The organism is Achromobacter sp., from assembly GCF_032102605.1.
Lineage (GTDB): Bacteria > Pseudomonadota > Gammaproteobacteria > Burkholderiales > Burkholderiaceae_B > Achromobacter.
This window is the reverse complement of record NZ_DAMDGT010000001.1, coordinates 582,091-602,188: the sequence shown is the minus strand read 5'-3', so window position 1 is coordinate 602,188 and position 20,098 is coordinate 582,091. Positions and strand designations below refer to the sequence as shown.

The window sequence follows — 20,098 nt, the reverse complement described above, 5'->3', positions numbered from 1 at the left end:
ATCCGACGATCGAAACGGAAACCGATCGCCCCTGGCGGTGAATTCAGGCAGTCAGGAAGCGTACGACTTCTGCCCAATCGTTAGTCGACAGAGCGACGTCCTCGTAGTCGCCCTCTTCCTCGTCGTAGCGCGAAACGCAATAGCGCTGGCTCCTGCCGGATTCGCGGTCGGCATAGTTGGCGTAGTCGACATACACCTTCAATCCGCGCTCCGCGTTTTCGAACGAAGGAGCTGCATCGATGTAGCTCGACGTGTCAAAGTAGCCTTCGGGCAGGGTCGGCAGGGTTGTTATGTCGAAATCGGGAAATTCCCGACGGAGTCGATCAAGGTTCATAAGATAAGCAAAGCATGTGGAGGCTGGAAGCCCGACATTTTACGTTGCTCAGCGACGGCCGCGACAATGTCCCCCGAAACAGGTTTGAGTCAGCCTGGGCTGGTTGGCACAGGTGCGGGGTGGCTTGCGCAAACCTTGGCATGTCTCTGGCGAAGGCCTTTCTTGATTTTGGAAACGATATGATCCATAATTCCCGAATGATGCCAATCACGAGTAGACCGGGCCGCGGCCGACCAAGGGAGTTCGACTACGACGAAGTCGTTGATCTGGCCATTGCGCTGTTCAGGCAGCGCGGCTTCGGCGCGACTTCGATTGCGGATCTGGTCGAAGCCACCGGGCTCACGCGGGGTAGCCTGTACAAGGCGTTCACGGACAAGAAGTCTGTCTACGTCGCCGCGTTCGAACGCTACACGAGGCTTGGGCATGAGCGCATCCAGGCGATCGCGGACGGCGACGGGACGGGGCGGGAGCGCATAGCCAGGCTACTTGCTCACTATCTCGAACAATCGCGGGGAGAGCCAGGGCGGCTCGGTTGCCTCGTGGTCGCGACGGGACTCGAAGCAACCGTGATGGACCCCGACATCGCGCGCATGTTCGAACAGGCACTAAAACACCTCGAGCGCACGTTATCGAAGCTCATACGGCTCGGCATCGAAGACCATTCGATACATGCTGACCTCAATGCCGAGGCTGCGGCCCAAGCGCTACTCTGCTTCCTGCAGGGGCTGCGAGTCGTCGGGAAAAGCGACGCCCATCGTAACCTTCTCGACGAGGCCATTCTCGATTTGGCGATGAAGATCATCGACTAGGCACAGGACCGTGCCATGGGGATCCATGGCATTCTTTTGAATATTTAGGAACCGATATGACTACAATTTATCCACCAGACCTATCACCGCGACGCGTTGTCATGCGCATCCTGGCAGCCGTGTGGCTTGCGCTTCTCTCGTTTTCTCCACTCTCCATCACTCGAGCTGCAGACATGAATACCGATCTTCGCGATAACAACGTCGAATTGCACCACAAGATGATCAACGTCGATGGCGTCAGACTCCACTATGTGGAAGCCGGCACCGGCGCGCCCGTTTTGCTGATCCCCGGCTGGCCGGAAAGTTGGTATGCGTGGCGCGACATCATCCCGAAGCTCGCGCGAGAGGGCCGCAGGGTCATTGCCATCGACCCGCGCGGCATGGGCGATTCGGCGCACCCTGCGCAGGGGTACACGCCCGGCATCGTTTACGCTGCCATGGTCGGCGCACCGGCGCTGTAGGCTCGATCCATGACGAGCTTCTGGATGGGAGAGACCGTCGCGAATCCAAACGCCGCCATGAGGAACACGGAGAGGAAGGCGATGACGCCGCTGTGCACACCCAACCAGAAGACGATCAGCACAACCGCCTGCCCGGCGAGGGTAACGAACAGCGTTCCAAAGAGGGAGCGGTCCGCGAAGCGACCCCCGATCCAGTTCCCGACAACTAACCCCAACCCGAAAAGCACCATCAGCCGCGCCACGCCCGCATCCGAGAAGCCGGCTTCCTCGATCATCATTGGGGCGATGTAGGTAATGGAGGTGAAAAAGGCGGCTGGTCCGAACACCGTGATTCCCATGGCCAACAACACTTGTGGGTCCATGAAGGCGCGAAGCTCCGTCTTCAGTGCGATCGCTTTGCCGGCTTTGATCGGTGGGACAAGCAGCGCGACGCTGACGGCGGTAACGAGGCCGATGGCGGCGATCAGCCAGAACACCAGTCGCCAATCGTAAACCTGCGCCAGCCATGTGCCGGCGGGCACGCCGACCAGATTTGCCATGGTCAGGCCCGAAAACATGAACGCGATTGCGCTCGCCTGACGGTCCTTTGCGACGAGCGATGCCGCAATGATGGAGCCGATGCCGAAGAACGTGCCATGGTTGAAAGCCGTGAGAATGCGGCCTGCCAATGCGACAGTCAATGTGGGTGCGAGCGCTGTGAGCGCATTGCCCAATGTGAACACAATAGCCAGGCCGAGCAACATTTTCTTTCTCGGGACCTTCGCGCCCAAGACGGTCAGGATGGGCGCGCCGATGAAGACGCCCAGGGCATATGTGGTGGCCATCAGGCCGGCAGTGGGGATTTCCACGCCGAAGTCCTGGGCGATCTGGGGAAGAATGCCGGCGATGACGAATTCGGTGAGTCCAATCCCGAATGCGCCAATCGCCAGCGCAAACAGTGCTGCTGGCATTAATGAACTCCTTTCTGCAATGTGTCATCCGAACTTTGTTCGGCTATATTCATTTTAGGAGACACAAAATTCAGGAGTAAATGAAAATGGCAGAACGACAGGAAGAAACAGACGCGATTCGGCAGGTGCGGCACAAACCCGCGGAACTTGACGCGATCGACCGAAAAATTTTAGGTGCGCTAGCCAAGGACGGATCGCGCAGCTACGCCGATCTCAGCGAAATCGTTCACCTCTCCAAACCCGCGGTGCATGATCGGGTGAAGCGAATGCGGCGGGAAGGCGTGATCAAAGGCACCGTCGCCATCCTCGACGGTTGTAAGCTCGGCCGGACGCTTCTGACGTTCCTTGTGGTGGACACGAGCAGCTACTCCGCGACGCGCCAGTTGCTCGCGCTGGCTGAAAGGCCGCAAATCGAGGAACTCCACACGGTTGCGGGCGACGGCAGCCTGCTGATCAAGGTGCGCGCGGATGACACCGAATCGCTGGAGACCCTGCTGATGGAAATTCAAAGCCTGGAGGGCGTCCGCTCGGTGCGCAGCTACATCGCTCTCTCGACATTTCTAGAGCGCGGGCCTTCGCCCGGCTGACGAACGAATCGGGCTTCGACATCCGCTCAGCCGAGCCGCATTCGAAAGTTGCGACAAGTCCAATGTCGAAGGCACCTCGGGTGGGGCTAAGGCCGGAGCGACCCATCCGATTCGGATCGGCAAGTGTCACTGGTGCCAGCCGCCTTTGGGCCAGTAATCGCCACTCGACACCCCGATCCAGATTGCGCACAATCCTCGGATATCTGGTCCCTGGTGGCGCCGCGCTTACTGGCCCAATGAGGCCATTCGGCTCCTCGAAACCGGGGCCGTCGAGGAAATCAGTCTGGACCATGACTTGGGCGACGACGCCCGAGGCACCGGCTACGATGTAATCCTGTGGATTGAAGAGGCCGTTGCATTGCGCCGGTTTAAACCGCCAAGAATCACCGTGCACTCCGCGAATTCTTCCGCGGCCGAAAAAATGCGGGCGGGCGTGCGCGCCATCGAGCGGTTGGCAACCCGCTAACAGATCTTTTAATGCTATGGAACTTGAGTGTCTGCTGGACTCTTCGTTTGATATCGAGTTTTCGGGTCGTCCCAATCTACCTTGGTGGCCGTGGGTTGGGTCCAATTTCTCGACAAGCGCGGCGCGGACAGTATTGCTTGGCGAGAGCGTCTACAACTGGGGCGAAGGGTTCGATGCGCGGTACCAGCGAACCGATGGCCTGCGCGAGACGCACCGGCGGCACGCCCTGAACTACCGGCGCGACTCCCCTTATGTACGAAACATCGAGCGTGCGGTCTACCGCGCGCCCTCGCCCAGCGAGGACCAGAAACGTGCGTTCTGGTCATCGGTGGCTTATCACAACCTGGTGCTGGAGCCGCTCGCGAACATCAAGAGACGGCCGACGTATGACCAATATCTGAACGGCTGGCGGGAATTCTTCGACCTGGCCCGTTTGATGGCAATCGACCAAGGGATCGTTTATGGACTCGAATCCAAGAAGGTCGACGCGCTTGTGCAAGCCATCAAACTTCGCGGAGCAGCCTACACACAGATCCGCTTGCCTGCGAAGGTCGGACGAACCCAGCCGCGCTTGATTTCGATTTCTGACGATGGACGCGCGCTAAAGCTACTCTTCATTCGTCACCCAAGCGCCTTCTTCAGTTGGCGCCGGTGGGCTCCGGTCATTCGCGAACATTTTTCCTCGCAGTTCGAGGTCGCCGGCAAGACGCCGGAGTCGACTGCGTGATTGGGATCTGAGCCAGCTCCGCACGGGCGTCCAATAGGAATTCGAAGGGTACCGCCGTTGCACGCTGCGGCCGCGATAGCCGGCAATTGAGTTTGACCTGATCAGGCGCGGCCCGGGCGCCGGGACGCTCGCAACCGTCACTGACCGGAGGACTGACACATGTACATCATCATGGGCGGCACGGGACACGTCGGGGCGGCCACCGCGCGCGCTTTGCTCGCGCGCGGGGCGGAGGTAACCATCGTGACCCGCTCTGCGGCTCGCGCCGCGCACTGGCGCACGCTGGGCGCGGACATTGTCCAGGCCAATGTGGAAGACGTGGCGTCATTACGCGCCGCGTTCCAGCGTGGGCGCCGCGCTTTTCTGCTGAATCCTCCCGCTGACACCAAAACCGATACCGACGTCGTCGAAAGACATACCGTTGCGAACATACTGGCCGCGCTCGAGGGATCGGGACTTGAAAAAGTCGTTGCAGAATCGACGGGTGGCGCCCAGCCGGGCAGCTGCATGGGCGACTTGAACGTGCTGTGGGAACTGGAAGAAGGTCTGCGGGCTCAGGCGTTGCCGGCGGCCGTGAACCGTGCTGCTTACTATATGAGCAACTGGGACGGGTTGCTCGAAACGGTGCGCAACACCGGTGTGCTGCCCAGCCTTTTCCCGGCGAATCTCGCCATTCCGATGGTCGCACCAAAAGATCTGGGCGAGGTCGCAGCCGCCCGCTTGATGTCGGCTCCCGACGACTGCGGCGTCCGCTACGTGGAAGGCCCCAGGCGGTATACGCCCAGCGACGTAGCGCGAGCGTTCGCGCAGACCTTGGACCGGCCTGTCGAGGTCCACGTCGTACCGCGCGCGGAATGGCAGCAGGCGTTCGTCAGCCAGGGGTTCTCTGAAGCCGCCGCGGCATCCTATGCCCGCATGACCGCGGTTAGCGTCGACAGCGGCTTTGACTTGTCGGACACCCCGCTGCGGGGATCGACCACCCTGGAGGCTTACATCGGGGGCCTGGCGGTCCATGACTGATGTGGCCAAGGTCGCGTAGAAACCGGGCGGTTCAAGGGCGGCACGCCACTTGCTAAGCGCTTGCATGCGCTGGGAGTGCGAAGAATGGCTATCAAACGGTTCTATGCGTTAGTCAAGCAAACGGTGATGAACTGGCTGGACGACTATGCACCCAGCATGGGCGCCGCCATCGCGTTCTACACGGTTTTCTCGCTGGCGCCACTTGTCATTATCGTGATCGGCATCGCCGGACTCTTCTGGGGCCGCGAGGCCGTGCAGGGACAGTTGTTCGAGCAGGTCAGCGCCCTGGTCGGCGTAGAGGGCGGGAAGGCGGTGGAAAGTGTCGTCTTGGGTGCGCAAGAACCCGTGCAGGGCATTGCGGCCACGATCATCAGCGTCGTGGTGTTGGTGATCGGCGCGACGACGGTATTTTCGGAACTGCAAAGCGCGCTGGACCGCATCTGGAAGGTCAACGCCAAGAAGCAGTCCGGCATCTGGGCCCTGATCCGCGCGCGTCTGCTTTCCTTTGGCCTGATTTTGACATTGGCGTTTCTGTTGCTCGTCTCGCTTTTCGTCAGCACATTGCTGACAGCACTGGGCAGTTGGCTGGGCGGCGGCATCCCCGGTTGGGAGATGCTGCTCCAAGCGGTCAACACAGCAATTACCTTGGGCATACTCACCCTGCTTTTCGGGATGATCTACCGGTTCATGCCCCAAGTCTCAGTCGCGTGGCGAGACGTCTGGGCAGGCGCATTCGTTACCGCCGTCTTGTTCGAAATCGGCAAGTTCCTGATCGGCCTGTACATGGCCAAGGCGTCCGTCGCCTCTTCATACGCTGCGGCGGGGTCGCTGGTGGTCGTGCTGATCTGGGTGTACTACGCGTCCCAGGTGTTTCTGCTGGGCGCAGAATTCACCCGGGTTTATGCCGAAGCGCATGGATCGCGCCAAGAGCGCAACCCATCCTGCCCCACGGCAAGCGACACGTGAACTTGGCTCAAGCCCCCCGTCACATCGGCTTCAGATCAATCTCTTTGGCCACGCGCCCGAATGTCTCCAAATCGCTTTTCACTCGGGCCGTTGTTTCAGCCGGGGTGGATACACGAGGAATCATCGCCAGGTCCAACAGACGCTGCTGCATTTCCGGCTTGGCGAAGTTGCGGGCCAGGGCTTGCTGGATCTTGTCGACGATCTCGTCCGGCGTGCCCTTTGGCGCGGCCAGGCCGAACCAGGCGACCGCGGAAAACCCGGGCAGACCGGCTTCGGGAGCGGTCGGTACGTCGGGCAATGCCGCCACGCGTTCCGGGTTGGTGACGAACAAGGGGCGCACCTTGCCGGCTTTGATGAAGGGCGTCTGCACGCCGGTGTTGTCGAGCACCGCATCGATATGGCCGCCCAGCAGATCGTTCATGGCCGGGCTGCTGCCCTTGTAGGGCACGATGTTCACCTGCATGCCGACGGCGCGGGCGAACATGAGCTGCGTCAGGTGCTGCTGGGTACCCAGGCCGGCGTTGCCAAAAGTGATCTTGTTGGGATTCTTGCGGCCGTAGTCGATGAATTCCTGCAGGTTCCTGGCGGGGAATTCGTTGTTCGTGACCACCACGAAAGGCAGGTCGACCAGCACCGTGATCTGCTTGAAGTCTTCGAGCGGCTTATAGCGCAGCTTGTAGACATACGGATTCACCGCCATAGTGCCGCTGGCGGTCAGCGCAAGCGTGTAGCCGTCCGGTTCGGCGCGCGAGACGAACTCCGTGCCCAGCACGCCGCCGGCGCCGGGCTTGGCCTCGACGATGGCGGGCTTGCCCAATTCCGTCTGCAGGGCCTGCGCCGCGAAGCGCGCCAGCATGTCGGCCGACCCGCCGGTCGCATAGGGCAGAACAATCGTGATCGGCTTGCTGGGGTAGCTGTCCGCGGCCATCGCGGGCGTGGCTATCCAGGCGGCCAGACAGGCTGCGGCCAGAGTTTTCAGATGCTTCACCATCAATGATTTCCCCTCGTGGTGTAACTATTGCACTTGCACCCGGGAAAGATTAAGCGGTCCGGTGTTATATGGCTAATCAACATTTAAAATAAATCTCTATCACCAACGTTGATAATCACCACGGGACTGCGATGTTGACCTCGATGGACCTGAACCTGCTGCGCATCTTCGATGCGGTCATGACCGAACGCAATGTCACGCGCGCGGCCGCCGCGCTTCACATGACGCAACCGGCGGTCAGCAATGCCGTCAACCGCCTGCGCATGACCTTGAAGGATCCCCTGTTCGTGAAGGTCCAGGGCGGCGTGCTGCCCACGCAGCGCGCCGAGCTGCTGTGGCCGCCGATCCGCGACGCGCTGGCCAGCATCGCCGACACGCTGGAGCGCAACGATTTCGATCCTGCGCGCTCCGAGGCGGTGTTCCGCATGGCGATGTCCGACTACGTGGCCGACCAGGTCATCCGGCCGCTGTTCGTCGAGCAGCAGACCGTGGCGCCGAATGTGCGCATCCACCTGCATCCCTATTCGCTGGACAACGCTGGCGTGCTGCTGGAGAAAGGCGAAGTCGACATGGCTGCCGGCGTGTATTCGAACTTCGGTTCATCGTTGCGCACGCTGCCGCTGGAGACCCTGACCTACGTCTGCGCCATGCGCAAGGGCCATCCGCTGCTGGCGCAGCCGCGCTTCACTTTGGACAGCTTCCTGCGCGCGCGCCATCTGATGGTCAGCCTGCTGGGCACGCCCACCCTGATCGACCACGAGCTCGCGCCTCATGGCTACAAGCGCAATGTCGTGCTTACCATCAACCAGTTCGCGCTGGCCCCGCGCCTTTTGGCCGAGACGGACCTGATCTGCGTGGTGCCCCTGAACACCGTGCGCAACAGTCCCTACAGCCATCTGCTGGAAGCGGTCGAAGCGCCCTTTCCGTTCGCGCCGCGCACCGTCAACCTGATCTGGCACGAGCGCTCGGACAATATCCCCGCGCATCGCTGGCTGCGCGAAGAGATCCTCAAGGTCTGCCAGGCCCAGGGAATGGTGTTCGACCAGGCGCAGCCGGCGGAATCGCATCCCTACTGACGCATCATTCACACAAGTGATGATTGCTGATACCAATCTTTGATTGGACCGAATGATGGTCGGTCAATAGCATTCTGCTCATCCCACTCCCGGCGCCTTTCGCGCCAGCATCCTGGAGACCAGAGTGACCCAGACCGCATCCGCCCCGGGCGCCCGCCGTTTTCGCGTCGGCTTCGACGTAGGCGGCACGTTCACCGACTTCACCTTGCTTGCCGAGCACACCGGTGAACTGCATTACTTCAAGGTGCCGTCGACACCGCACGACCCGTCCGAGGCCATTCAGACGGGCCTGGCCCACCTGATCCGCGAACACGAGATCGCCGGTTCCGAACTGGCGCACGTGGGCCACGGCACGACCGTGGCCACCAATATGGTGATCGAGCGCAGGGGCTCGCGCTGCGCCCTGGTGACCACCCGCGGCTTTCGCGACGTGCTGGAGATCGGGCGGCAGACGCGCCCTCACCTGTACGACTACAACGTCATCAAGCCGCAGCCGCTGGCGCCGCGCGAGTGGCGTTTTGAAGTGACCGAGCGCATAGGCGCCGACGGGTCGGTGCTGCAAGCGCTGGATGAGGACGAGGTCGTGGCGGTGGCGCGCGAGTTGGCCGCCGCCCGTGTCGATTCCGTGGCGATCTGCTTCATGCACAGCTACCGCAACGGTGCGCACGAGCGCCTCACCCGCGACATCCTGGCCGAACACCTGCCTGGCGTCTATCTCAGCGTGTCCAGCGAGATCCTGCCGGAGTTCCGCGAGTACGAGCGCATGTCCACCACCGCGCTCAATGCCTATGTCGGCCCGCGCATGGCCGGCTACATGCGCAATCTGGTCAGCTCCGTGCGCAGCATGGGCGTGGCGGCAGAGCCGACCACCGTGCATTCCAATGGCGGCCTGATGTCCGTGGAGTCGGTGCTGACGGCTCCCGTGCGCACGTGCGTGTCGGGCCCCGCCGCCGGCGTGATCGGCGCCACCGAGCTGGGCCGCGTGGCGGGCCTGCCCAATCTGATTACCTTTGACGTGGGCGGCACCAGCACGGACGTGTCGCTCGTGGCCGAGTTGCGGCCGCTGTTCACGTCCAGCCGCCTGGTGGCCGACTATCCGGTCAAGACGCAGATGGTGGACGTGCACGTCATCGGCGCGGGCGGCGGCAGCATCGCCCGCATCGACGACGCGGGCGCGTTGAAAGTCGGCCCGCAGAGCGCGGGCGCGGTGCCCGGCCCCGTTGCCTACAACCGCGGCGGCCAGGTGGTGACCATCACCGACGCCCACGTGGTCCTGGGCCGCCTCAATCCGGTCGCGCTGCTGGAAGGCCGGATGGCCGTTTATGCGGCCCAGGCGCGCGAGGCGCTGGAACAGCAGATCGCCCGTCCGCTGGGCCTGAGCGTGGAGGAAGCCGCCTACGGCATCCTGCGCATCGCCAACTCGAACATGGCGCGCGCGGTGCGCGCGGTCTCCACGGAACGGGGGCATGACATTCGCAAGTTCGCGCTGTGTGCCTTCGGCGGCGCGGGCGGCCTGCATGCCGCCGAACTGGCGCGCGACTGCGGCATCGGCGCGCTGCTGATTCCGCAGGAGCCCGGCACCATGTGCGCCCGCGGCATCCTGCTGTCCGACATCTCCATGGACTTCGTGCAGACGCTGATGGCCCACGCCACCCCCAGCGGCTGGACGGCGGTGCAGCAGGCGCTGGAAGCCCTGGCCGGCAAGGCGCGTGGCTGGCTGTCCAGCGAGGGCGTCGATGACTCGGACCAGCGCCTGTCCGCCGTCATCGACGCGCGCTACCAGGGGCAGAACTTCGAGATCGCCGTGCCGCTGGACGGCATGCAGCTGATGCCCCTGGAGACGTTCGTCGCGGCATTCGGCGCGGCGCACGTGCGCGAGTACGGCTACGACGCCGCCGGCCGTCCGGTAGAGATCGTCAATTGCCGGGTCCGCGCCACCGGCCTGGTGCCGCGGGCGCCGCTGGCCAAAGTCGAGGGCGGCGCCAGCGTCGAGGGCGCCATCAAGGAACGTCGCGATGTGTACTTCGAGGGATCTGGCTGGGTGGACACCCCCATCCTGCGCCGCGCCCTGCTGCCGGTTGACACCCCGGTGAACGGGCCGGCCGTGATCGAGGAAATGAGCTCGACCACCGTCGTGCTGCCGGGCCAGCAGGCACGCGCCGACGAATACGGCAACCTCGTCGTCAACCTCAATATCTAAGGCGAACGCCATGACCACCCCTTCGATCCCCGCCCCCGGCACGGACACTTTCGACCCCATTGAAATGGAGGTCTTCAGCAACCGCCTGCTGTCCATCACCGAAGAAATGGGCAACACGCTGATCCGGTCTTCCTTTTCAACCAACATCAAAGAGCGCAAGGACTGCTCGGTGGCGCTGTTCGACGCCGCCGGCCGGCTGGTGGCGCAGGCCGCCCACGTGCCCGTCCACCTGGGATCGCTGTCCGGCGGCATCGACGCCGTGCTGCGGCGCTACGGCGCGGCCGGCGTGCGTCCCGGCGACGCCTTCCTGTGCAACGACGCCTATCTCGCCGGCGGCACGCATGCGCCCGACATCACCGTCATCACCCCCATCTTCCATGAGGGCGTGCTGCGCTTTTTCGCCGCCAACATCGGCCACCATACCGACGTGGGCGGCGCGGTCCCCGGGTCCACTTCGCACCATCTCAAGACGGTCTGGGAGGAAGGCATCCGGCTGCCGGCCATGCGCATCGTGCGCGAAGGCGAGCTGGACATGGACCTGCTGGAAATGATCGCGCACAACACCCGCGAGCCGGACAACCGGATGCACGACATCCGCGCCCAGATCGCCACCAATGACAAGGGCGCCAAGCTGATGCTGGAACTGGTGCAACAGTCCGGCCTGCAGACCGTGCTGTCGGCGATCGACAGCATCATGGTGTACACGGAACGGCGCCTGCGCAACCGCATCGCCCAGCTTCCCGCCGGCACCTGCACCTTCACCGAGCGCATGGACGACGACGGCATGGGCGGCGACCCGGTCACCATCCAGGCCAACGTGCATGCGCGCGACGGCCAGCTTTACGTGGATTTCACGGGCACCGGCAAGCAGGCGCGCGGCGCCTTCAACCTGCCCGCCAGCGCCTTGAACGCCAGCGTCTATTTCGCGGTGAAGGCCATGCTCGATCCCGATCTCATGCCCAACAACGGTCTGTTCCAGCCCATCACCATCACTGCTCCCGAAGGCACCATCACCAATCCGCGCTTTCCGGCGGCGGTCGGCGCGCGCGTCACCACCGCGCAACGCGTCGCGGGCACGGTTATCGGCGCGCTGGGCCAGCTGCTTCCGCCCGACCGCGCCATGGCCTCGTGCAATGACGTCATGCCGTCCATGCTGTTCTCGGTGCCCATGCAGGACGGCAAAGGCACCTTCGTCTATCTGGAAACCCTGGGCGGCGGCGCGGGAGGACGCGCGCAGGGAGACGGTATGGATGGCATCCAGGTGCACGTGACCAACACATCGAACCTGCCGGCGGAGGCGCTGGAGATCGAATACCCCTTGCTGGTCGAGGAGTACGCGCTGGTCAACGATAGCGGCGGCGCCGGCCGCCACCGGGGCGGCATGGGCATCGCTCGCCAGATCCGATCGCTGCACGACCAGTTGATCTGCACCATCCGGTGCGATGCCGCGCTGTTCGGCGCCGCGGGCCTGAACGGCGGGCTGGAAGGCGGAACCTCGCGCGTGGTGCAGAACCCGGGCCGCCCGGATGAACAGCGCCTGGCCAACAAGATCGCGGGCCATGCCTTGGCCAGCGGCCAATCCGTACGCCTGGAAACGCCCGGAGGCGGCGGCTACGGCGTTCCCGCCGAGCGCGGCGCCGCCGCCATCCGCAACGACGTGTTGGGCGGCAAGGTCAGCCGGGCGGCGGCCGAGCGCGACTACGGCGCGGAACGCGTGGCGCTCGCGCTGCAAGGAGATGCGGCATGACTGGCCCCGTTTCGGGCCTGCGCAGCGGCGGTGAACTGCTGGTCGCGCAGTTGCAGGCATTTGGCGTCGAGCGCGTGTTCATGGTGCCCGGTGAGAGCTTCCTTCCCTGTATCGACGCGCTCTATACGCGGCGCGATGCGATCGAAGCTGTGGTCTGCCGCCAGGAAGGCGGCGCCGCCTACATGGCGGAGGCGCATGGCAAGCTGACCGGCCAGCCGGGCATCTGCTTCGTCTCGCGCGGCCCCGGCGCGACCAACGCCGCGATCGGCGTGCACACCGCCCGGGAGGACTCGACGCCAATGATCCTGTTCATCGGCCAGGTCGGTAGCGACACCGTCGACCGCCAATGCTTCCAGGAAGTGGACTACCGCGCCATGTACGCGCCGCTGGCGAAATGGGTCGCGCAGATCGAACGGGCCGACCGCATCCCCGAATACCTGGCGCGCGCCTGGGCGATCGCCACAGGCGGCCGGCCCGGACCCGTGGTGCTTTCGCTACCCGAGGACATGCTGTCCAGCTTCGCCGACGCCGCGCTGGCCGCCCCGCCCCCGACACCTTGCGCGCGTCCGGCCGACAGCGACATGCAACGCCTGCGCGCATTGCTGGAAGCGGCCGAGCGCCCCCTGCTGCTGCTGGGCGGTTCGCGCTGGACTGCCGCCGCGCGCCAGACCGTGCGCGATTTCGCGCTGCGCTTCGACCTGCCCGTGGCGACCGCGTGGCGCCGTCTGGAACTGTTCGACAATGACCATCCCAATTTCGTGGGCCAGGTCAGCGCAAGCATGCCCGCTCACCAGAAGCGCGCCGTCATGGGCAGCGACCTGGTCATAGCGCTGGGCACGCGCCTGTGCGAGCCCACCACCATCAATTACGAATGGCTGGCCTCCCCCACACCGCGCCAGACCCTGGTGCACATCCATCCCGACGCCAATGAGATCGGGCGGCTGTGCACGCCGGCGCTGGGCATGGTGGCCAGCGTGGAAGGCTTTGCACAGGCTGCCGCCGAGCTGGCGCCGACACCGGGCTGGCAACCGCGCCGCCGCGGCGCCGACGCCGTGGAAACCGCGGCCCCGCTGCCGCCCACACCGGGTCCGCTGGACCTGAACGCGGCAGCGCGCCACGTCGCCGCCACCCTGCCGGAACGCTCGTGCGTCACCGTGGGCGCAGGCAACTACGCGCTCTACGCGCACCGGCATATCGCCTTCAAAGGGGCCGGCAGCCAGTTGGCCCCCGCGGTCGGCGCCATGGGATACGGCCTGCCGGCAGCCATCGCCGCCAAGCTGCGCGATCGAAGCGCGGCGGTGGTCTGCTTTGCCGGGGATGGCTGCTTCCAGATGACGATGCAGGAACTGGCCACCGCGGCCCAATACCGTCTGGGCATCGTGGTGCTGGTCTTCAACAACGGGCTCTTCGGCACCATCCGGTTGCACCAGGAACGCGCATATCCCGGCCGCGCGCTGGCCACGGAACTGGTCAACCCGGATTTTGCGCTGCTGGCGCAAAGCTACGGCGGTTTCGGCGCCGCGGTCCAGCGCAGCGAGGATTTCGCGCCCGCCTACGACGCCGCGCTGGCCTATGCGAACGAACATCGCATGCCGGCCGTGGTGGAACTGCGCTACGACGCCGACATCATCCTGCCGGACCGTACGCTGTCGCAGATGCGCCGGGCGGAGAAGGCGGCATGACACCACTCCTGCGCCGCGCGTCGGCGCCCGTTTCGCCTGCGTTGCGGATCACCTGGAACGGCCAGCCGCTGCAAGCCCATCTAGGCGACACGGTGCTGACGGCGCTGCTGCTGGCCGCGCAACACCTGCGCGTCACCTTGGGCGAAGGCGCGCCGCGCGCCGGCTTCTGCCTGATGGGAGCCTGCCAGGATTGCTGGGTGCAGACCGCGGACGGCAAGCGCCTGCGCGCCTGTTCCACCCCGGCGCAAGACGGCATGGAGTTGGTGAGCGCCGCGCCCGGAGAACTTGCATGCAGATGAATCCGCCCGGCGGCGTGGACGCGCCAACCATGGTAGTAGTGGGAGCCGGCCCGGCAGGCGTGCGCGCTGCGCAGACGCTGCTGCGCCACGGGGTGCGTCCGGTGATCGTCGACGAGGCCGCTTTGCCCGGCGGCCAGATCTATCGCCAGGGCGTGGCGCCGCGCGGCAATGCGCGCCAGCGCTACGGCTTCGAATGGAAACGCGCGCAAGCCATCCACACGGCCGGCGCGGACCTGGCCACCCGGGCCGACTATCGCGCCGGGACCGCGGTGTGGAACGCCTCGCCCGGCAGCCTGGACCTGGTCCGCGACGGCGAACTGAAAACCCTTGCGTACTCCCGTCTGCTGCTGGCCACCGGCGCCACCGACCGCGTGCTGCCCTTCACGGGCTGGACCCTGCCCGGCGTCTACTCGCTGGGCGGCGCGCAGATCGCATTGAAAAGCCAGGGCTGCGTGTTCGGGCCACGCATCGTCTTCGCCGGCACCGGCCCCCTGCTCTATCTGGTGGCCTATCAATATGCGCGCGCTGGCGCCCACGTGCTGGCCGTGCTGGACCAGGCGCCTTTCGTCGGGCAGGTCCGCGCCACGCCCGCCCTGCTGAGCCAGCCCGGCATGCTGGCCAAGGGCCTGTACTACCTGGGATGGCTACGCGCCCACGGCATACCCGTGCACCACAATGCGCAGCTCGGCGCCGCGCAGGGCGACGGCCGGGTCGAGACCGTGCTTGCCGCCATAGACGGCCAATCCCGCGCGTTCGCTTGCGACGCGCTGGCCGTCGGCCACGGACTGCGCGCCGAAACCCAGTTGGCCGACCTGCTGGATTGCGCTTTCGATTTCGACGCGGTTCAACGCGCGTGGCTTGCGCGCCGCGACCCCGACGGCCGCAGCTCGGCCGCCGGCGTCTACCTGGCCGGAGACGGTGCGGCCATCGGCGGCGCCGTCATGGCCGAACTCGCGGGAGAACGCGCCGCCCTGGCCATGCTGGCCGATAGCGGCATCGCCGTCAGCGCCGGTCGCGTGCAGGCGCTGGCCCGCCAGCAAGCCAGATGGGCGCGGTTCCGGCGCGGCCTGGACCAGGCCTTTCCCCTGCCCGGGGCAAGCTGCGACGACTCCGTCATGGTCTGCCGCTGCGAAGAGGTGCGCGCGGGCACGCTGCGCGCCGCGGCCGAGCAGTACGCCATCGACGACCTCAACCGGCTGAAAGCGCTGACGCGCATCGGCATGGGCCTGTGCCAGGGCCGCATGTGCCAGGCCGGCGCCGCCGAACTGCTGGCCGACTGCCGCGGACTGGCTTTGGCGGACATCGGCCGCCTGCGCGGCCAGGCGCCGGTCAAGCCCGTGAACCTTGCCGTGCTCGGCGGGGTGCAACCATGAACCCGCTGCATACCGAAGTCGCCATCATCGGCGCCGGCCTGGTGGGCGCCTGCGCCGCCCTCGCGTTGCGCCGCCTGGGCGTAGCCACCGCCCTGATCGACAGCGGCGCGAGCGGCGCGCGCGCCAGCGGCGTCAACTTCGGCGGCGTGCGCCGGCAAGGACGCTCCATCGAACAGCTCTACCTGGCGCAGCGCGCGCACGGCATCTGGTCGCGCCTGCCCGAACTCATCGGCACCGACGCGGAATACGTGCGCAGCGGCCACCTGAAACTGGCCCGATCCGAATCCGACCTGGAAAAGCTCTGCGCCTACCGCGACAAGGTAAGCGACTTCGACCTGGGCCTTGAAATCATCGACGCCACCGAACTGCGCCGCCGCTTTCCGGCGCTGGGCCCCGGCATAGCCGGCGGATCGCTATGCCCGCAAGACGGACAGGCCAACCCGCGCCTCGTCGCGCCCGCATTCGCCCACGCCGCCGCGCGGGCCGGCGCCCACCTGCTCGAACATTGCGCCATCACGCAGACAGACACACAAGGCGAAGACTTCCTGCTGACCGCCGCCGACGGACGCCGCATCCGCGCCACCACCGTCATCAACGCGGCAGGCGCCTGGGGCGCCGCCGTTGCAAGCCGCTTCGGCGACGACCTCCCCTTGCAAGTGAAATATCCCACCATGCTCGTCACCGAACCACTTTCCCCCCAGATCGGCGTCTCGCTCGGCGTGGAAGGCGGCGGCTTCTACGCCCGCCAAGTCGCGCGCGGCAACGTCGTCATGGGCGGCGGCTACGGCGTACCCCTACCCGGCGACCGCAGCCGCCCGGGCCGCGCAGCCATGGCGGAACTCGGACGAACGGCCCCAACCATCCTGCCCGCACTGGCCTGCGCCAGCGTCATCCGCTGCTGGTCTGGCATCGAAGGCTACTTCAGCGACAAAAACCCGGTCATCGGCTTCAGCCCCCGGGTCCCGCGCCTGCTGCATGCCTTCGGCTTCTCCGGCGGCGGCTTCCAAATCGCGCCAGCAGTGGGCGAAGTCATCGCCGAAATGGCGACGGGCCGCGGCGGCCTGATGATGGCGCAGAAATTCGCGCCCAGCCGCTGGAGCGCGGCCTAGAACAGGCCGAAGCGGCCGCATTCCAAGTCAAGTGAACCGCCCGACAGTCTCCCGACCGTGGCGAGCCAAATTCACCGCCCGCCCAGCAGCCGACAAGATCCAACCTCCCGAGCCCGGCGCGTCGGCGGCCTGGGGTGCGCGGGGCGTGTAAATGCGCCCGAGGGAATCGGAAGGCAGTCGCCGAAGGCGACAACGACGATGACGACGGGGGGGGGCCGCCTAGGCAAGTCCGGAGCGAAGGCTCCGGACCGCAATCGTAGCCCCGCGCACCCCAGGCCGCCGACGTGCCGGGCGTCTAAAGAACCCCAACCGCAGCCAGCCTCCCAGAGCCCCTCCTACAGCAACTCATCCCGCAAGTAATACCACCGATACAACAACCCCTGCCCAATCCTGCGAAAAGGCGCAAACATATGCCCCGGCAACGGCGTATCGTAAATCGGCAAGTCCCATGCGATACCGTCCTTGCCCATCATCCGCTGCGCCAACCGCCGCCCCGCATGGGCAGAAAACGCCACCCCATTCCCCCCATATCCGAACGCGTAATAAACCTGCTGCGCCGGATCCGGCTGCGTAATGCGCGGCATCATATCGTGGCTCACGTCCACCCAGCCCCACCACGAATACGCCACATCCACGCCCCGCAGCGCCGGAAACTTGCGCGCCAACCCCTCGCGCAACAGCGCCAGATGACGTGGATTCTCCGCATCCGCTCCCCGCAACGCGCTGCGGCTGCCGATCTGCATCCGGCCATCGGGCAGCAACCGGTAATAGAAACGCAGCGTCCGCGTATCCGTAATGAACACCGTGCTCTTCAACCCCGCCGCCTCGCGCTCCGCCGGCGACAACACCCGCGTCACCATCGAATTCGACAGCACCGGCATGATCCGGTTGTCCAACAAACGGTTCACGCCCTGCGCCGTATAGCCACCCGTCGCGAACGCAACGCGCTTCGCCCGCACCGTGCCGCCCGGCGTGTGCAGCAGGTACACGCCGTTTTCCACGCGCCATCCCAGCACCGGGCTGCCCGGATGAATGCGCACACCCAGCGCGCGCGCCTGCCGCAGATACCCATACGCCAGCTTCAGCGGATGCACCCCCACCCCGTCCGGCTCATGCATCGCGCCCACGGCTTCACGGTCGTCCACGTAGCGTTCCCGCAGCTCCGCGCCGCTCAGCATCTTCGTGTCGTAGCCGAAAGTCTCCCGCATCACGCGGGCCTCGTTCTGCAGGAAAGCCATCTTCTTCTGGCGATGCGCCGTATACAGATGGCCGCCCGGCTGCGCATCGCAATCCACCTGCGCCACCAGGCTCTTCCAGTACTCGAACCCTTCGCGGATCTCGGCATCCAGCCGCTTTGCCGTATCCAGCCCCCAGCGCGCGATCCACTGCGATCGATAGAGCCGGCCCGAGGCGTTCTGCCCCTGCCCGCCGTTACGGCTGGTACACCCCCACACCGCGCGATTGGCCTCCAGCACGACCGCCTTCACTCCAAAATCGCGCGCCAGCGCAAGGGCCGCCGACAACCCGGTAAAGCCGGAACCCACGATCACCACGTCGGCATCGATGTCCCCACTGATCGGGCCGTCGTCCTCTGGCGGCGCGCCCGCCGTCGCCACCCAGTACGTCGGCGCGTAATCCTGCCCCTGGCCGGGCGGGGACACCAGCGGATCATAGGCCGGGTTGTACGCGCTGATCGCGGCGCCGGACGCGCGCGCCGGTGAGTGAAGGCCGGGAGACATTTGCGTATCCATAGGTGGTGGCTAGCTCCGTGCCGGCAAAGCCGGGCGCTGCTTGCGGAATGCGTTCTTCACGCGGATCTTGCCGTCCTGGAAGGTGAAGACATCGACCATGTCGGCCTCCACCCGCGTCCCGTCCGCGGCGGTGCCGCGGAACGTCGATTCGGACACGCCGCGATCGCCCGCCACCCAATGCCGGCCGTTCTCCCACTGCGCGTCCGGAAAATTCTTCCAGGCGGCGGCAAAGGCTGCGCGCACCGCTTCCGGTCCGGAATGGCGGCTGCCGTATTGCTCGGGTCCGCCCACGGTCTCGAACACGCAGTCCTCGCTCATGAAAGACATCAAGGCGTCGATGTCGTGCCGATTCCAGGCGGCCGCAAACTCGGCCAGCATCTCCACGGTGACGGATTTCTGCATTGCCTACCCTCCTCTGCTGGCGCGGCGCAAGATGCGTCACGCTGAACCACCAAGGTACGTGCGGGGCATGCCAGGGTCTAGAACCAGAAGCGGGGAATCGCTTGCACCAGAATCAATGCGGGCGGGCCGAGCGCGGCGCCTGCGACGCCGGGTGCGCCGCCTCGCTCATGCGCAACGCAGCCGGGGCCAGCCTGGCCGCGACGTCGTCGATGTCGATGCCGCCACGCATCCCGATCAGCACCAGCCCCGGACCGTCCAGGCTGGCCGGTGGCGGCGCCTGGGTATCGAAACGCACCCGGCGACCCGCCAGCTGCACCAGCACCCAACCGTGCCGCTGGGTTTGCACCCAGCCTTTGGCGCGCAGCACTTCGCGCGGCAACTGCCGCAGGCACTCGGCCAGCCGATCGGCATCCAGAAGTTCCGGCGCGCGCCAGAGCCAGCCCTGGAACGGATGCGCGGGGTCGGGCGATTCGACCTGTCCGCCTGAATGCTCGCAATGATGGCCGCTGAAGGCGCCTGCGCAGCCGTGTTCGCTACAGCCATGTTCGGCGCGCGGCGGGACAGCCTCGCCGGTCAGGCAGCGCAGGTCCACCCTGCCCTCGCGCGCGTCCAGCACCGGCGCGCCGCCGCTTGCGTCCCGCAGCCAGCCGCGCAGCGACGCCAGCTCGTCTTCGCCAGCCAGGTCGGTCTTGTTCAGCACCAGCAGATCGGCGGCCCGGAGCTGGCGCTGCACCGTGTCCGCCAACAAAGGATCGGCCGCCGCGGCGCGCACGCCGCCGGCATCCGCCAGCACCACCACCCCTTCCAGCTGCAGCATCGGATCGGACAGGCCGACCTGGGCGATGCGGCCGGGGTCCGACACGCCGCTGGCCTCGATGACGATCCATTCGGGCAAGGGATCCAGCGACAGCACTCGCGCCAGCGCATCGTCCAGGCCGCCCGCCATGGAACAGCAGACGCAGCCGTTGGCCAGCCGGATCACGTCGTCGGCGCGTTGCGCGATCAAGGCGGCATCCACATCTATGGGGCCGAAGTCGTTCACCAGCACCGCCGCGCGGCGCGGACTGGAGGCCAGCACGTGATTCAACAGCGTCGTCTTGCCGGCGCCAAGAAAACCGCCCACCACCGTCAGCGGAATGCGCGCCATG

The 20,098-nt window shown here is 65.7% G+C and carries 20 protein-coding genes; 14 read left to right on the top strand and 6 right to left on the bottom strand.

Going from position 1 to position 20,098, the window contains the following annotated elements; translation table 11 throughout:
- Positions 1–43 precede the first annotated feature (43 nt).
- Positions 44–334 (bottom strand): hypothetical protein, encoded by a 291-nt coding sequence (locus tag RT614_RS02840; protein WP_313620121.1) that lies wholly within the window; start codon positions 332–334, stop codon positions 44–46.
- Between the two features lie 140 nt (positions 335–474).
- Here RT614_RS02840 and RT614_RS02835 point away from each other — a divergent pair, with 140 nt between their 5' ends.
- Positions 475–1,143 (top strand): TetR/AcrR family transcriptional regulator, encoded by a 669-nt coding sequence (locus RT614_RS02835; protein WP_313620119.1) that lies wholly within the window; start codon positions 475–477, stop codon positions 1,141–1,143.
- Positions 1,144–1,316: 173 nt separating this feature from the next.
- The gene (locus RT614_RS02830) at positions 1,317–1,604 is read left to right on the top strand and encodes an alpha/beta fold hydrolase (protein WP_313620117.1); all 288 of its coding nucleotides are present in this window, start codon (positions 1,317–1,319) and stop codon (positions 1,602–1,604) included.
- Here RT614_RS02830 and RT614_RS02825 read toward each other — a convergent pair.
- Positions 1,571–2,554: an MFS transporter gene (locus RT614_RS02825; RefSeq protein ID WP_313620116.1), complete on the bottom strand. Its 984-nt coding sequence runs from the start codon at positions 2,552–2,554 to the stop codon at positions 1,571–1,573. The genes RT614_RS02830 and RT614_RS02825 overlap by 34 nt on opposite strands.
- 86 nt (positions 2,555–2,640) lie before the next feature.
- Between RT614_RS02825 and RT614_RS02820 the strand changes: the two genes are divergently transcribed.
- The 5 genes from RT614_RS02820 to RT614_RS02800 all read left to right on the top strand — a co-directional run bounded on the left by RT614_RS02820 (position 2,641) and on the right by RT614_RS02800 (position 6,320).
- Positions 2,641–3,141 (top strand): Lrp/AsnC family transcriptional regulator, encoded by a 501-nt coding sequence (locus tag RT614_RS02820; protein WP_313620115.1) that lies wholly within the window; start codon positions 2,641–2,643, stop codon positions 3,139–3,141.
- A 175-nt stretch (positions 3,142–3,316) separates the two neighbouring features.
- Complete coding sequence (locus RT614_RS02815; RefSeq protein WP_313620648.1) at positions 3,317–3,607, top strand: cyclic-phosphate processing receiver domain-containing protein; 291 nt, start codon at positions 3,317–3,319, stop codon at positions 3,605–3,607.
- A gap of 133 nt (positions 3,608–3,740) precedes the next feature.
- Positions 3,741–4,334, top strand: a complete 594-nt coding sequence (locus tag RT614_RS02810) for a hypothetical protein (RefSeq protein ID WP_313620114.1) — start codon at positions 3,741–3,743, stop codon at positions 4,332–4,334.
- A 159-nt stretch (positions 4,335–4,493) separates the two neighbouring features.
- Positions 4,494–5,354: an NmrA family NAD(P)-binding protein gene (locus RT614_RS02805; protein WP_313620112.1), complete on the top strand. Its 861-nt coding sequence runs from the start codon at positions 4,494–4,496 to the stop codon at positions 5,352–5,354.
- 84 nt (positions 5,355–5,438) lie between these two features.
- Positions 5,439–6,320, top strand: a complete 882-nt coding sequence (locus tag RT614_RS02800; protein ID WP_313620111.1) for a YihY/virulence factor BrkB family protein — start codon at positions 5,439–5,441, stop codon at positions 6,318–6,320.
- A 19-nt stretch (positions 6,321–6,339) separates the two neighbouring features.
- On the opposite strand, the gene RT614_RS02795 is transcribed toward RT614_RS02800, so the two are convergent.
- Positions 6,340–7,311 (bottom strand): tripartite tricarboxylate transporter substrate binding protein, encoded by a 972-nt coding sequence (locus tag RT614_RS02795; RefSeq protein WP_313620109.1) that lies wholly within the window; start codon positions 7,309–7,311, stop codon positions 6,340–6,342.
- A gap of 131 nt (positions 7,312–7,442) precedes the next feature.
- Between RT614_RS02795 and RT614_RS02790 the strand changes: the two genes are divergently transcribed.
- From RT614_RS02790 to RT614_RS02760, 7 genes are all read left to right on the top strand, one after another.
- A complete protein-coding gene (locus RT614_RS02790; RefSeq protein WP_313620107.1) occupies positions 7,443–8,387 on the top strand; it encodes a LysR family transcriptional regulator in 945 nt (314 codons plus the stop codon).
- 124 nt (positions 8,388–8,511) lie between these two features.
- Entirely contained in the window at positions 8,512–10,587 is a 2,076-nt protein-coding gene (locus RT614_RS02785; protein WP_313620105.1) for a hydantoinase/oxoprolinase family protein, read from the top strand.
- Between the two features lie 10 nt (positions 10,588–10,597).
- A complete protein-coding gene (locus tag RT614_RS02780) occupies positions 10,598–12,334 on the top strand; it encodes a hydantoinase B/oxoprolinase family protein (protein WP_313620104.1) in 1,737 nt (578 codons plus the stop codon).
- Complete coding sequence (locus RT614_RS02775; RefSeq protein ID WP_313620103.1) at positions 12,331–14,016, top strand: thiamine pyrophosphate-dependent enzyme; 1,686 nt, start codon at positions 12,331–12,333, stop codon at positions 14,014–14,016. The genes RT614_RS02780 and RT614_RS02775 overlap by 4 nt, the downstream gene beginning before the upstream one ends.
- On the top strand, positions 14,013–14,315 hold the full coding sequence (locus RT614_RS02770; RefSeq protein ID WP_313620102.1) for a (2Fe-2S)-binding protein: 303 nt from the start codon (positions 14,013–14,015) through the stop codon (positions 14,313–14,315). The genes RT614_RS02775 and RT614_RS02770 overlap by 4 nt, the downstream gene beginning before the upstream one ends.
- Positions 14,306–15,688 carry an FAD/NAD(P)-binding oxidoreductase gene (locus RT614_RS02765; protein ID WP_313620101.1) on the top strand — a complete coding sequence of 461 codons (1,383 nt, stop codon included), beginning with the start codon at positions 14,306–14,308 and terminating at the stop codon, positions 15,686–15,688. Before RT614_RS02770 ends, RT614_RS02765 begins: the two co-directional genes overlap by 10 nt.
- Entirely contained in the window at positions 15,685–16,797 is a 1,113-nt protein-coding gene (locus RT614_RS02760; RefSeq protein WP_313620099.1) for an FAD-binding oxidoreductase, read from the top strand. Before RT614_RS02765 ends, RT614_RS02760 begins: the two co-directional genes overlap by 4 nt.
- Positions 16,798–17,132: 335 nt before the next feature.
- Here the strand turns inward: RT614_RS02760 and RT614_RS02755 are convergent, their stop codons facing one another.
- The 3 genes from RT614_RS02755 to RT614_RS02745 form a co-directional block, all read right to left on the bottom strand.
- Positions 17,133–18,548: an FAD-binding oxidoreductase gene (locus RT614_RS02755; RefSeq protein WP_313620098.1), complete on the bottom strand. Its 1,416-nt coding sequence runs from the start codon at positions 18,546–18,548 to the stop codon at positions 17,133–17,135.
- 9 nt (positions 18,549–18,557) lie between these two features.
- Positions 18,558–18,950: a nuclear transport factor 2 family protein gene (locus RT614_RS02750; protein WP_313620097.1), complete on the bottom strand. Its 393-nt coding sequence runs from the start codon at positions 18,948–18,950 to the stop codon at positions 18,558–18,560.
- 112 nt (positions 18,951–19,062) lie between these two features.
- Positions 19,063–20,097 (bottom strand): GTP-binding protein, encoded by a 1,035-nt coding sequence (locus RT614_RS02745; RefSeq protein WP_313620095.1) that lies wholly within the window; start codon positions 20,095–20,097, stop codon positions 19,063–19,065.
- Position 20,098 lies beyond the last annotated feature (1 nt).

Excerpts from the sequence above, each read along its gene's own strand:
- RT614_RS02775 (WP_313620103.1), top strand. The coding sequence starts at position 12,331 with ATGACTGGCCCCGTTTCGGGCCTGCGCAGCGGCGGTGAACTGCTGGTC.
- RT614_RS02765 (WP_313620101.1), top strand. The coding sequence starts at position 14,306 with ATGCAGATGAATCCGCCCGGCGGCGTGGACGCGCCAACCATGGTAGTA.
- RT614_RS02770 (WP_313620102.1), top strand. The coding sequence starts at position 14,013 with ATGACACCACTCCTGCGCCGCGCGTCGGCGCCCGTTTCGCCTGCGTTG.
- RT614_RS02795 (WP_313620109.1), bottom strand. The coding sequence starts at position 7,311 with ATGGTGAAGCATCTGAAAACTCTGGCCGCAGCCTGTCTGGCCGCCTGG.
- RT614_RS02790 (WP_313620107.1), top strand. The coding sequence starts at position 7,443 with ATGTTGACCTCGATGGACCTGAACCTGCTGCGCATCTTCGATGCGGTC.
- RT614_RS02750 (WP_313620097.1), bottom strand. The coding sequence starts at position 18,950 with ATGCAGAAATCCGTCACCGTGGAGATGCTGGCCGAGTTTGCGGCCGCC.
- RT614_RS02805 (WP_313620112.1), top strand. The coding sequence starts at position 4,494 with ATGTACATCATCATGGGCGGCACGGGACACGTCGGGGCGGCCACCGCG.
- RT614_RS02830 (WP_313620117.1), top strand. The coding sequence starts at position 1,317 with ATGAATACCGATCTTCGCGATAACAACGTCGAATTGCACCACAAGATG.
- RT614_RS02780 (WP_313620104.1), top strand. The coding sequence starts at position 10,598 with ATGACCACCCCTTCGATCCCCGCCCCCGGCACGGACACTTTCGACCCC.
- RT614_RS02820 (WP_313620115.1), top strand. The coding sequence starts at position 2,641 with ATGGCAGAACGACAGGAAGAAACAGACGCGATTCGGCAGGTGCGGCAC.
- RT614_RS02835 (WP_313620119.1), top strand. The coding sequence starts at position 475 with ATGTCTCTGGCGAAGGCCTTTCTTGATTTTGGAAACGATATGATCCAT.
- RT614_RS02760 (WP_313620099.1), top strand. The coding sequence starts at position 15,685 with ATGAACCCGCTGCATACCGAAGTCGCCATCATCGGCGCCGGCCTGGTG.
- RT614_RS02825 (WP_313620116.1), bottom strand. The coding sequence starts at position 2,554 with ATGCCAGCAGCACTGTTTGCGCTGGCGATTGGCGCATTCGGGATTGGA.
- RT614_RS02840 (WP_313620121.1), bottom strand. The coding sequence starts at position 334 with ATGAACCTTGATCGACTCCGTCGGGAATTTCCCGATTTCGACATAACA.
- RT614_RS02745 (WP_313620095.1), bottom strand. The coding sequence starts at position 20,097 with ATGGCGCGCATTCCGCTGACGGTGGTGGGCGGTTTTCTTGGCGCCGGC.
- RT614_RS02800 (WP_313620111.1), top strand. The coding sequence starts at position 5,439 with ATGGCTATCAAACGGTTCTATGCGTTAGTCAAGCAAACGGTGATGAAC.
- RT614_RS02755 (WP_313620098.1), bottom strand. The coding sequence starts at position 18,548 with ATGGATACGCAAATGTCTCCCGGCCTTCACTCACCGGCGCGCGCGTCC.